Here is a 12,436-nt window from a genome sequence, read left to right on the forward strand (position 1 = left end):
GCGTCTTTGCCAGCTGCCGCCCTGGCGGCTGGCCTCTTTTACAGGTCGCGATAATAGAGTTTTACTGGTTTATCCGGATACTCCAGCGCCTCTCCCTGGGGCAGCCAGCCAGACCGTTCGTAGTAGCCCTCAAACGTTGACCAGAGCCACAACCGTGGATAGCCACGCGCCTGTGCATAAGTCATCACATGCTGCTGCAGCGCCTCGCTGACACCTTTGCCGCGCGACGACTCATCAACATAGAGCGCCGCCAGCCACGGGAAAAGATCCTGACGGCTGATCAGGTCGCAGCGCCAGAATCCTACAGTGCCGACCGCCCTGCCCGCCTCCAGAGCGACAAAGGTTACGGGGAAGTCAGCACCGTTCAGGCTGCTGTTCACCACACTGGCAAAGAACGCGTGGCTACTGGCTTCACCAAATGCGCGCCACTGCCAGTCAATAATCTGATCGGCAAACTGTGGGGCATCACTGAGCGAGACAATCTCAATCACATCAGTTTCCCCTGAAAGATCGGGACTGAATCAAACAGGTAGCCATCAAAATCAGGCGCATCGGCGTCGGAAAGCTCCAGCAGCGTATTTTTGACATTCTCAAGGTGCTGCCAGGTCGACTGCCACGCCCCCATCACATCGCGCCGACGCAGAGCAGCCAGGATAGTCTGGTGATCGCCGAGCCACTTCAGGCGATAGGCGCGGGTTTCAAACTGCGGGCGCAGCTGCTGCCAGAGCGGGCTGCTGTCGTGATGCCGCCAGATACTGGTAACGGTATCGAGCAGCATCTGATTCTGACTCGCACCCGCCAGCAGCAGATGAAACAATTTGTCGTTGTCCTGACTGTTGTCGTTGGCGGCGATGGCACGTTGCTCCTGTTCCAGCGTACGTCGCAGATTTTCAATGTCCGCTTTAGTCGCCATTTTTGCGGCAAAGGCGGCAATATTGCTCTCCAGCAACTGACGCGCCTGTAGCATTTCAAACGGGCCTACGTCGCTGCGGAAAAAGGCCTCTTCTTCATCATCACTGGCGGAAGGAATACGCATTACATAGACGCCGGAGCTCTGACGGATATCCACCGTACCTTCCAGCTCAAGCATCAATAATGCCTCGCGCACGATGGTCCGGCTGACGCCCCAGGTTTCAGCCAGCTGACGTTCAGGCGGCAGGCGCGATCCCACCGGATAGTGTCCGTCACTGATCTGCTGACGCAGGTGCTGACCAATTTCCTGGTACTGCTTTTTTTCTTGCGGCGCTTCGGCTTTGTCCACACTTTTACCCTTTGCAATCAACGTGCTAACGGCATTGCCGCCGTTCCCTGCGCGACAATGCCCGCGAACCGGAGAGGCTGGCTCGCAAACTGGGGCTCAGTGTATCAAAGCCAGCGCCTGATCGAGTACCTTTGCACCATTCAGCGTGCCGTAAGCAACCGTATCGATTACCGCGATAGGCAACTGATAGCTGTCAGTGAGTTTTCTGTTCTCCTCCAGTTTGAAGCGCACCTGAGGCCCGAGCAGCACCACCGCCACCTCGCTGCCGTAGTTTTGCAGCTCTTCACGCAGGTTTTGCTCCGGAATAGCGTAGATCTGAAATGCCAGTCCGCGAGCGGCGACCTCTTTTTCCATCCGCGTGACCACCATTGAGGTCGACATGCCCGCAGCACAGGCCAGAACAATTCGTTTCATGCTCGTTTCCTCGCGTTATTTCGGCTCATCATCAAGCCACAGGGTAAATTGCTGCGTGTCACGCAGCGTACGGAACCAATGGGCAGATTTCTTCATACGGCGCTGACGGTGCTTATCTAAGTCGATTTCGATCAGACCATAGCGGTTTTTAAAGGCATTCATTGGTGAGACGTTGTCGGTAAACGCCCACAGCATGTAGCCCTGACAGTTAATGCCCGCCTGGCTGGCGCGTATCGCCTGATGCAGGTGTTCGCTGATAAACGCGATACGGTAATCGTCCTGAATTTCCCCACCGGCATCTTTGAATTGGGTTTCGTTCTCAATGCCCATACCGCTTTCCGCCACAAACCACGGGATATTGCCGTACTCATCGCGCATTCGTTGTGCCATATCCCAGATAATTTCAGGCTGAATTTCCCAGCCGCGCGAACGATTCATCCGCCGCCCAGGCAGTTCAAAGTGTTCGTAATACCAGGCAGGATGAAAGGGTGTCTCGGGATGCCAGGCGCGGGACGGCGCCTTAACGCGATGGGGATAGTAGAGATTAAGGCCGACCTCATCGACGGTATTGGCAGCAATAATCGCCAGCTCTTCCGGCGTGGTTTCCCACTCAATCTGATGCTTATCAAGCAGCGCCAGCAGCTCCGCCGGATACTCGCCTTTAATCGCGGGGTCGAGAAACACCCGGTTGTAGAACAGGTCATAAATATGCGCCGCCTTCTGGTCGTGCGGGGCGGATGATCGCGGATAGGTGACCTCCGGGTTAAGAATGGTACCAATGCGACCGGCATAGCCACGCTTGCGGAAAAGCTGCACTGCCCGGGCAGTCGCGAGATTTTTATGGTGGTTCCACTGCATCCATTTATGCGTGTTCTGCTCATAAGGCCAGCGCAGCGCGTCGAGATAGACGCGGGTCTGCACCACAATGGGCTCATTAAACACAAACCAGCGTGTGACCCGACCGGCATAACGTTTAAAAACCTGTTCGACATAACGAATAAACAGTTCAACCACATGCTTTGACTGCCAGCCTCCATATTGCTCAAGCAGCAAGGCTGGCAGCTCGTAATGCTCCAGACAGAGCATCAGTTCAATGCCCTGACGCTGCATTTCATCAATCAGCCGGTCATAGTAAGCGGCATATTCCTCATCGACCGTGGCGGTTTCATAATCGATCAGGAAACGCGACCAGTTAATGGAAGTCCGGTAGTGGGTCAGCCCGCTGGCCTTCATTAGCGCCACATCTTCACTAAAGCGATTGATAAAGTCAGTGGCAACCGCCGGGCCATAGCCGTTGTGCCAGACGTGACGATCCTGCTGATACCAGGCGTCAGGCCAGGAGTCCTGGCCCGGCTTTTTTCCGCTCCAGCCTTCCGTCTGCCAGGCGGAGGCAGCAGCCCCCAGAATGAAATTCTCAGGTATGTGGACAGTCTGACGACTCATAACACCTCCGTTCGGTTGGGGTTCAGCTCAGGTTGCAGGCTCTTTGCTTCCGCTGCATCCGCGCGGCGGGCTGCGACTTTCACAAAGGGCAGATAGATGAGTACTGACACCAGAATGCAGACGATCTGCGTCACCACTGCGCCCATCGATCCAGCCGTTGAAAGCCAGGCATTGATAATCGGAGGCGTGGTCCAGGGCACCATCACCACGGCTTTCCCGGCAAAGCCCATCACCGTCGCGAAGTAGCCAATAGAACCTGTCACCAGCGGTGTGATGATGAAAGGGATAGCCAGAATCGGGTTAAGCATAATCGGCATACCAAATATAACCGGTTCGTTGATATTGAAAATGCCTGGGCCGAACGACAGTTTGGCAATTTCACGCATCTCTTTGCGTCGCGTCGCCAGCATTACGGCAGTGAGTAGCCCGATGGTCAGGCCGGAGCCGCCGATGCTCATATAGACATCCCAGAACGGCATGGTGATGATGTTCGGTGCCTCTTTTCCCTGCTCAAAAGCGGTCATGTTGACCAGAATTGCGCCCAGCAACAGTGGCTCACGAATCGGTTTCACCATCTGGTTGCCGTGAATACCAATCACCCAGAACAGCTGGGCAACGAACATCAGAATCAGAATGCCCCACAGACTCTGCACCACCGACTCCAGCGGCTGCTGCACCACCTGGTATACCGCGTCGTAGAGGTACATGCCGGTAACGCGATGGAAGATAAAGCCAAAGGTCGCTACCAGCGTCACAGTAATAATTGAGGGGATAAGCGCAGAGAATGAGGCGGCCACATTGGGCGGCACAGTGTCGGGCATTTTGATTTTCAGCCGCTCAACCTGTTCAAGGCGGCAGTAGATCTCTACCGACAGAATGGCGATAAACATGCCGAGAAACAGGCTCTTGGTATCGGAGAATTGTTTGGCCAGCACATCGGTGACCAGATGCATCTGCCCATCGACCATCATCTGTAAGGTGGTCGGCGTCACCGATATAAAGCAGATGATTGCCAGCAGACCGGGAAACAGCGTTTTTATACCGTTGATGCGCCCAAGCTCAATACCAATCAGGAACACCGCACCAATGTTAAGAAAGCTGAGCGTGGCGTAATTGATACTGCTGGTGATGGGCTTGAGGTCAGCTAAGAAAGCCAGAGCGGCAAAGCTGGCAAGGCCATTTTTGCTGTCCAGCACCATGTTAGAAATCAATACCGAGAAGGCGCCAACAATGATTACCGGCATCAGGGTAATGAACGAGGCTTTAATCGCCATGATGTAGCGATAACTGTTAAAGCGGGTGGCGAAGCTGCCCAGGGAATCGATAAGGCGGTCCTGTAAAGACATGATCAATCCTCAGAGATGTAAGATCGGTAGTCCTGTAATCATCATGATCTTCCTTGTTAGTGGCATACCAAAATGACGAATACCCGCGTTTTTTTCTGTGATGAATCTCCCGGAAATGTTTTTTGGCATTCCAGTATGATTAAAAAGGCCAATTTGGCATACCAATAGCGGAGGCGTTATGGATTACGAACAGACTATGATGGAATTACTGATCAATGCGGGAGAAGCACGCTCGTCGGCGATGATGGCGATTCAGTGCGCGCGCAAACGCGACTGGGCCGGGGCTGATGCCGGGCTGGCAGCCTCTGATACTGCGGCAAAAGCGGCACATAAAATCCAGACCGCGTTGATTGGCGCAGACGAAGGAAGCGGAAAATTACCGGTCACGCTGATTCTGGTGCATGCGCAGGATCACCTGATGAATGCAATGCTGTGCCGCGAGCTGGCAGAGGAATTGATCATGCTGCGCAAAGAGATCTATGGCTGACAGGCGGCGGCCTCGCCGCCCGAGTGAGGTGATTAGCTGATTTCCAGCGCCAGTAATGACTCAATCGTCTGCGCGCGGCGGATTTCGCGCGGCTGGCCCTGCTCAAACAGCACTTCCGGGATCAGCGGACGGCTGTTGTAGTTAGAAGACATGGATGCGCCGTAAGCACCGGTGTCGTGGAACACCAGATAATCGCCCACTTTCGCCGCCGGAATCGCGCGCGGTTCGACCATGCCGCCCTCCAGCTGGGTAAAGACATCACCCGATTCGCACAGCGGACCTGCAACCACCGTGTCGATCGTCTGCTGCTCATCAATCGCCCGCCCATCGCCCGCCATCAGCGAGATATGGTGATAGCTGCCATACATTGACGGGCGCATCAGATCACTGAAACCGGCATCGACCAGCACGAAGTGACTGCTGCCCATCGACTTCACCGCCCGAACCTGCGACACCAGCACGCCCGCTTCGGCCACCAGGAAACGGCCCGGTTCGATCTCCAGTTTGACCGCGTGCCCCAGATGCTGAGCAATGCGCTGCCGGGCTGCATCCCACAGGCCGAAATAGTGCCCGGTATCGATCGCCTCTTCGCCGTAGCGATAAGGAATAGAAAGTCCACCGCCCGCAGAGATCGCCGTCAGATCCTGACCCGATGCCATTACCAGTTCCACCATCGCATCACAGACGTGTTGCAGATGCGCATAATCGACGCCTGAGCCGATATGCATGTGAATGCCCACCAGGTTCAGGCCGTGCTTTTTAATGGCCGCCAGCGCCTCGGCTAAGTCACCGTGCCAGATACCGTGCTTGCTGTTTTCGCCACCAGTATTGGTTTTCTGACTGTGGCCGTGACCAAAACCAGGGTTGACGCGTAGCCATACCGCGTGTCCCGGTGACACCGCACCGAGTTGATGCAGCATATCGATCGAACCGGCATTCACCGGCACCTTTAACGCAGTCACCCGCTCAAGTGTCGGTTGATCGAACAGATCGGCGGTAAAGACGATCTCGTCACCACCTGGCTGGTATCCCGCGGCCAGCGCACGTTCGATCTCGCCCTGCGATACCGAATCCACTTTTACCCCCGCCGCCCGCATCAGGCGCAGGATATGCGTATTCGAGCAGGCTTTCTGTGCAAAACGCACCACATCAAACGCCTGCAGCTGAGCAATACGCGCCTGAATAATCTGCGCATCATAGGCCCAGAACGGTCCGTTATAACGACGTGCCAGTGGCAGCAGGTTAGTGGCGTTGAGTGCGGTTTCGGTATTCTGTAAGGAACGTGGCATAACAATTCTCCTGTGGCGTTAACCGCATTAAGCCAGATTCGTGTCATAGCGAAAAATATCTGTTTTAATAGCATCTATGCAGAATGGATATAGGTGAACGTCGTGGCGAATATTAACTGGCGGCATATCGAAATTTTTCATGCGGTGATGACCAGCGGTAATCTGACGCAGGCTGCAACACTGCTGCACACGTCGCAGCCTACCGTGAGCCGGGAGCTGGCACGTCTGGAGCAGCAGCTGGGACTAGAGCTGTTCGGGCGGGTACGCGGTCGCCTGCAGCCGACGGTGCAGGGATTGCGTCTGTTTGAAGAGGTACAGCGCTCCTGGTATGGCCTGGACCGCATCATGGAAGCGGCAGAAGGCCTGCGCCAGTTTCGTCAGGGCGAGCTGTCGATCGCCTGTCTGCCCGTTTTTTCGCAGTCGCTGCTGCCGCCGCTGTGTCAGCCCTTTTTACAGCGCTACCCGGATGTGAGCCTGAATGTGATTCCGCAGGAGTCGCCGCTGCTGGAGGAGTGGCTGTCGGCGCAGCGCTACGATATCGGCTTAACCGAAACCCAGCACGCGCCGGCCGGAACTGACCGCCTCGCCCTGCTGACCTGTGATGAAGTGTGCGTGTTGCCGCAGAATCACCCCTTGAGTCAGCGTGAGGTGCTGACGCCGCACGACTTTGCGGGTGAAAAGTATGTGAGCCTGTCGCGCAGCGACAGCTATCGTCAGCTGCTGGATGCGCTGTTTCAGGAGCAGGGAGTGGAACGGCGGCTGGTGATGGAGACACACAGCGCCGCTTCGGTATGCGCAATGGTCAGGGCGGGCGTGGGGATTTCGATTGTGAATCCGCTGACGGCGCTGGATTACGCCGACAGCGGTGTGGTGATGCGTAAGTTCAGCGTGGCAGTTCCGTTTACCGTCAGCCTGGTGAGACCGCAGCACCGCCCTGCGTCGGCGCTGGTGGATGCCTTTGTCAGCCATCTGCAGCAGCAGGTGGCTGACTTTCCGGCGCGAATCGCCGCCCGTCTGGCTTAAGCGCGAACCCTGGCGGTCGTATGGCCCGACTTACGAAAGGTAATCAGACAGACCAGCAGACCGATGGCGGCCAGCGCAGCCGCAGCAACCGGCACCGCCGTCAGGCCGAATCCCCGGCCAATCACTGCGCCACCGACCCAGGCACCTAACGCATTACCCACGTTGAATGCTGAAATGTTAAGGGTTGAGACCAGGTTCGGTGCTTCTTTGCCGTGACGCACTACGTTAATCTGCAGACCCGGCACCGTGGCAAAGGTTGCCATCGCCCAGAGGAACAGGGTGATCTCTGCCAGCCACAGCGCATGGCTGGTCCAGCTGAACAGCAGCGAGAAGATGGCAATCAGTGAGAAGCTGAGGATCAGGCTGAAGGAGACTTTCCAGTCAGCCAGTTTTCCACCAAGGATGTTACCGACCGTCAGGCCCGCACCTATCAGGAACAGCGTCCAGCTGACGCCGCGGTCGCTGATGCCCGTCACCTCTAACAATAGCGGCGCAATGTAGCTGAACAGTGCAAACATCGCCGCCGCAAAGCACACCGTCATCAGCAGCGACAGCCACAGTTTGCCGTTGGCCAGTGCGCCAATTTCACTCGCCAGATGAACCGGTTTTTCCTGTTTGTTGTTGGGCAGACTGACGATCAGGGCGATAAATGCCAGCACGCCGATCACCGCCACGCCCCAGAATGTCGCTCGCCAGCCAAACATCTGTCCGAAACTGGTTCCCAGCGGCACGCCCAGCACGTTAGCTAAGGTCAGCCCTGTAAACATCAGTGCCACAGCCGAAGCCTGACGCCCGGCAGGCACCAGACTGGCGGCGACAACCGCGCCAATCCCGAAGAAGGCACCATGACAGAGTGCGGTAACGATTCTGGCCAGCATCAGCAGGTTGTAGTTATAAGCCAGCGCACACAGCAGGTTGCCGACAATAAAGATCACCATCAGCAGAATCAGCGTTTTTTTACGCGGTAGTCTGGCGGTCAGCAACGCCATTATCGGCGCACCAATTGCTACCCCCAGCGCATAGCCGCTGATTAGCCAGCCCGCCGACGGAATCGACACCTGAAGGTCACGCGCCACCTCCGGCAGCAATCCCATAATGACAAACTCGGTGGTTCCGATGGCAAACGCACTTAACGCCAGCGCCATTAATGCTACAGGCATAACACTCTCCCGGTTTCATTTGCAGGTGAACCGCGCGGACACGCAGCCCCTCGACGCTTATTAATTTTGATCTGCGTCACAGTGAGTATTACAGCATAGCGCTGGTGCACGACATAGCCTGTATGCAGCAAAGGATTATTGCTGAGGCCGCAATAATCGTGTCGCTGTGCCTGTCGCAACTTTCTTTCTCTGCCTGCGGACCCTACCTGAAAGACCCTCGCGAACCCGGGTCAGGTTGTCATTCTCCGTGAACCGATTACGCTTTTTAGTGCGTATTTAATTAATAAATCCTTAACGTTGCCGATATATCCCTAATGAATTGCCAGGTGATGTAATCAACTGCTGACGCAGGGAGAGAGAATGCAACGACTCATAGCCTTAATGGTTTTAGGCTTAACCGGCTGCTCGGTGGGGCATTATGAGTACAGTAAAGAAGCGGAAAAACGCGTTGATATGACCGTGACCGGCATTCCTACCGTGCTGGGGTTAGGCACGCTGGGTACTACCATCCCGCTGACGCCGGAGTACAGCCTGACCGCTGCGCACGTGGCGAAGTTCTCTCTTTACCGGGTTAAAGCCTGGCATCCGCAATGCGATCTGGCCGTGGTCTACCATAAAAACAGCGAAATGAATCTGCCACCCAGCTTTCGCAACAGCCATATTGGCGACCAGGTGAATCTCTATGGCTACAGTTTTATTTCGGCCATGCCGGTCAGCTCCAGCGGACAGAACCTGATTAATACCACGCTGGCGAACAGCTGGAATAAGCCGGACTGTGTTGTAGTCGCGGCGAATGCGGGTGTGGTGAAAGGGATGTCAGGCGGTGCGGTTTATAACGCCTCTGATGATACGCTGGCGGGTGTGATTATTGGCTACAGCAATAACATCAATGACAATGTCAGCGGTAAGACACTCTATAAAAACGTTGCGCTCTATGTGCCCTATTCCCGCTTTCAGAGCTGGTTGAATCAGGCGATTAAGTCCTGATGTTTGCTGAATGGACAGTGGTAAAAAAGGCCGGAACTTCCGGCCTTTTTCGTGCTGACAACGCCGAATCAGAGTGCATCTGACAGCAACGGATAAAGTAAGCGCGCAGGGAAGACGGTCAGATCGGAAAGACGCAAAAGCCGTCATCCATGACCGCTCGGCCCGCGCCATCCCTGGCGCGGGACGCTTTCCTTTTCTGACCGTATTCCCTGAGCAGGCTCGATCTCATAGCGAACCGGGCCATACTCTTTCAGCAGACATAAAAAAGGCCGGTATACCCGGCCTTTTCTGAGAACAGTCAGACTTACTTGCTACCTGGACGCAGTGCCGGGAACAGAATCACATCGCGGATCGTGTGGCTGTTAGTAAACAGCATCACCATACGGTCAATCCCGATACCCAGACCGGCGGTTGGCGGCAGGCCATGTTCCAGCGCGGTAACATAGTCTTCGTCGTAGAACATCGCTTCGTCGTCACCGGCATCTTTGGCATTCACCTGCTGCAGGAAACGCTCAGCCTGATCTTCCGCATCATTAAGCTCGGAGAAGCCGTTACCGATTTCACGACCGCCAATGAAGAACTCAAAGCGATCGGTGATTTCCGGGTTCTCGTCGTTACGACGGGCGAGTGGCGAGACTTCAGCCGGATATTCAGTGATGAAGGTTGGCTGAATCAGATGCGCTTCAGCCGTCTCTTCGAAGATCTCGGTCACGACGCGGCCCAGACCCCAGCTCTTCTCCACTTTGATATGCAGGGATTGTGCAATCGCCACCGCTTTATCAAAGTCTTCCAGATCGGCCAGATCCGTTTCCGGACGGTATTTCTTGATCGCTTCACGCATGGTCAGTTTTTCAAACGGCTTGCCGAAATCAAACTCCTGCTCGCCGTAAGGCACGACCGTGCTGCCTAACACATCCTGCGCCAGAGTACGGAACAGGCTTTCGGTCAGTTCGATCAGATCTTTGTAATCCGCATAGGCCATATAGAGTTCCATCATGGTGAACTCTGGGTTATGACGTGGCGAAATACCTTCGTTACGGAAGTTACGGTTGATCTCGAACACGCGGTCGAAGCCACCCACCACCAGACGCTTCAGGTAAAGCTCTGGTGCAATGCGCAGATACATGTCGATATCCAGCGCATTGTGATGGGTGATGAACGGACGCGCGGACGCGCCGCCCGGGATCACCTGCATCATCGGGGTTTCCACTTCCATAAAGTCGCGGCCTACCATGAACTGGCGAATGCCGGCCATGATCTGCGAACGAATTTTGAAGGTGTTGCGTGACTCTTCGTTGGCGATCAGATCAAGGTAACGCTGACGGTAACGGGTTTCCTGATCGGCCAGGCCGTGGAATTTGTCCGGCAGCGGGCGCAGGGCTTTGGTCAGCAGGCGCAGTTCTGAACAGTGAATCGACAGTTCGCCGGTCTTGGTTCTGAACAGTTTGCCACGCGCACCCAGGATATCGCCGAGGTCCCATTTCTTGAACTGCTCGTTGTAGATGCCTTCAGCCAGATCGTCACGAGAGACGTAAAGCTGAATCCGGCCGCCCACATCCTGCAGAGTAACGAAAGAGGCTTTACCCATGATACGGCGGGTCATCATGCGTCCGGCGACGCTGACCTCAATATCCAGCGCTTCCAGCTCTTCATTGCTCTTCTCGCCATAGCTTTCCAGCAACTGGTTTGAAAGGCTGTCACGACGGAAGTCGTTGGGAAACGCCAGACCGTTGGCACGCAGCGCACTCAGCTTTTCGCGGCGCGTTTTCAGTTCGTTATTTAACTCAACGGCGGCATCAGCGCTCTGCGGTTGTTGTTCAGACATGTCTATAACCCTGCTTTTAAACTTGCTTCAATGAATCGATCCAGATCGCCGTCCAGCACCGCCTGGGTGTTACGCGTCTCTACGCCGGTGCGCAGATCTTTGATGCGTGCATCATCGAGAACGTAAGAACGGATCTGACTTCCCCAGCCAATGTCGGACTTGTTGTCCTCCAGCGCCTGTTTCTCAGCATTTTTCTTCTGCATCTCAAGCTCGTACAGCTTCGCTTTCATCTGCTTCATCGCCTGATCTTTGTTCTTATGCTGAGAACGGTCATTCTGACACTGGGTGACAGTACCGGTTGGAATATGGGTAATACGTACCGCAGATTCCGTCCGGTTAACGTGCTGGCCGCCCGCACCCGACGCACGATAAACGTCAATGCGCAGATCGGCTGGGTTGATGTCGATATCAATATCGTCATCCACTTCCGGGTAGATAAAGGCAGAGCTGAATGAGGTGTGACGACGGCCGCCTGAGTCAAACGGGCTCTTACGCACCAGGCGATGCACGCCGGTTTCGGTGCGTAACCAGCCAAAAGCGTAGTCGCCTGACACGCGAATAGTGACAGACTTGATGCCTGCAACTTCACCTTCAGACTCTTCAATAATTTCAGTTTTGAAGCCTTTCGCTTCGGCCCAACGCAGATACATACGCATCAGCATGCTGGCCCAGTCCTGCGCTTCGGTGCCGCCGGAACCCGCCTGCAGATCGATATAGCAGTCGGCGCTGTCATACTCGCCAGAGAACATGCGGCGGAATTCCAGTTCGCCCAGCTTGCCCTCAAGGACGTCCAGCTCGGCAACCGCTTCGTCGAAAGTCTCTTCGTCTTCCGCTTCTACAGCCAGTTCAAGCAGACCCTGCACATCTTCCAGGCCCTGCGACATCTGATCCAGCGTCTGCACGATCGCTTCCAGCGAGGAGCGCTCTTTGCCCAGCGCCTGAGCGCGCTCAGGTTCGTTCCAGACATCGGGCTGTTCCAGCTCGGCGTTTACTTCTTCGAGGCGTTCTTTCTTGGCATCGTAGTCAAAGATACCCCCGAAGAACGTCGCTGCGCTCACTGAGGTCCTGAATACGGTTTTTGACCGGGTTAATTTCAAACATGGCTTTGGCGTCTTTCTTATGTTCGATGGGACAGGAAAATTAACGCACAAGTTTACCCGAAACTGGCGGCAGATTGTAGCGCTGAGACAGCGGGCTGATG

12 protein-coding genes are annotated in these 12,436 nt (G+C 55.4%); 3 read left to right on the forward strand and 9 right to left on the reverse strand.

Annotation, left to right across the window (positions count from 1 at the left end; translation table 11 throughout):
• Positions 1–38: 38 nt before the first annotated feature.
• The 5 genes from H7K52_RS12400 to H7K52_RS12420 form a co-directional block, all read right to left on the reverse strand.
• A complete protein-coding gene (locus H7K52_RS12400; RefSeq protein WP_003853959.1) occupies positions 39–491 on the reverse strand; it encodes a GNAT family N-acetyltransferase in 453 nt (150 codons plus the stop codon).
• Positions 488–1,261, reverse strand: a complete 774-nt coding sequence (locus tag H7K52_RS12405) for an FCD domain-containing protein (RefSeq protein WP_182630098.1) — start codon at positions 1,259–1,261, stop codon at positions 488–490. Before H7K52_RS12405 ends, H7K52_RS12400 begins: the two co-directional genes overlap by 4 nt.
• Positions 1,262–1,357: 96 nt before the next feature.
• Positions 1,358–1,675, reverse strand: a complete 318-nt coding sequence (locus H7K52_RS12410; protein WP_003853964.1) for a PTS sugar transporter subunit IIB — start codon at positions 1,673–1,675, stop codon at positions 1,358–1,360.
• Between the two features lie 15 nt (positions 1,676–1,690).
• Positions 1,691–3,118 (reverse strand): glycoside hydrolase family 1 protein, encoded by a 1,428-nt coding sequence (locus H7K52_RS12415; RefSeq protein ID WP_039660749.1) that lies wholly within the window; start codon positions 3,116–3,118, stop codon positions 1,691–1,693.
• Positions 3,115–4,464, reverse strand: a complete 1,350-nt coding sequence (locus H7K52_RS12420) for a PTS sugar transporter subunit IIC (RefSeq protein ID WP_140034077.1) — start codon at positions 4,462–4,464, stop codon at positions 3,115–3,117. Before H7K52_RS12420 ends, H7K52_RS12415 begins: the two co-directional genes overlap by 4 nt.
• A 178-nt stretch (positions 4,465–4,642) precedes the next feature.
• Here H7K52_RS12420 and H7K52_RS12425 point away from each other — a divergent pair, with 178 nt between their 5' ends.
• Positions 4,643–4,951: a PTS lactose/cellobiose transporter subunit IIA gene (locus tag H7K52_RS12425; RefSeq protein WP_140034078.1), complete on the forward strand. Its 309-nt coding sequence runs from the start codon at positions 4,643–4,645 to the stop codon at positions 4,949–4,951.
• 32 nt (positions 4,952–4,983) lie between these two features.
• Here H7K52_RS12425 and lysA read toward each other — a convergent pair whose 3' ends face one another.
• On the reverse strand, positions 4,984–6,240 hold the full coding sequence (gene lysA / locus H7K52_RS12430; RefSeq protein WP_182630099.1) for a diaminopimelate decarboxylase: 1,257 nt from the start codon (positions 6,238–6,240) through the stop codon (positions 4,984–4,986).
• A gap of 102 nt (positions 6,241–6,342) precedes the next feature.
• Here lysA and H7K52_RS12435 point away from each other — a divergent pair, with 102 nt between their 5' ends.
• On the forward strand, positions 6,343–7,263 hold the full coding sequence (locus H7K52_RS12435) for a LysR family transcriptional regulator (RefSeq protein ID WP_008925663.1): 921 nt from the start codon (positions 6,343–6,345) through the stop codon (positions 7,261–7,263).
• Here H7K52_RS12435 and H7K52_RS12440 read toward each other — a convergent pair.
• Entirely contained in the window at positions 7,260–8,423 is a 1,164-nt protein-coding gene (locus H7K52_RS12440; protein ID WP_003853977.1) for an MFS transporter, read from the reverse strand. The genes H7K52_RS12435 and H7K52_RS12440 overlap by 4 nt on opposite strands.
• 360 nt (positions 8,424–8,783) lie before the next feature.
• On the opposite strand from H7K52_RS12440, the gene H7K52_RS12445 reads away from it, so the two are divergent.
• On the forward strand, positions 8,784–9,410 hold the full coding sequence (locus H7K52_RS12445) for a serine protease (RefSeq protein WP_105099879.1): 627 nt from the start codon (positions 8,784–8,786) through the stop codon (positions 9,408–9,410).
• A gap of 304 nt (positions 9,411–9,714) precedes the next feature.
• Here H7K52_RS12445 and lysS read toward each other — a convergent pair whose 3' ends face one another.
• Together lysS and prfB are read right to left on the reverse strand one after the other, a co-directional pair.
• Positions 9,715–11,235, reverse strand: coding sequence for a lysine--tRNA ligase (gene lysS, locus H7K52_RS12450; protein ID WP_003852896.1), 1,521 nt, complete (start codon positions 11,233–11,235; stop codon positions 9,715–9,717).
• 2 nt (positions 11,236–11,237) lie between these two features.
• Positions 11,238–12,336, reverse strand: a protein-coding gene (prfB, locus tag H7K52_RS12455) for a peptide chain release factor 2 (RefSeq protein ID WP_099257461.1) whose coding sequence is annotated in 2 segments (ribosomal slippage) — positions 11,238–12,260 and positions 12,262–12,336 — 1,098 coding nt in all. Because the reading frame shifts where the segments join, the coding sequence is not laid out codon by codon here.
• Positions 12,337–12,436: the final 100 nt, after the last annotated feature.

The sequence above is a fragment of the Pantoea hericii genome, from assembly GCF_014155795.1.
Classification (GTDB): Bacteria; Pseudomonadota; Gammaproteobacteria; order Enterobacterales; family Enterobacteriaceae; genus Pantoea; species Pantoea eucalypti.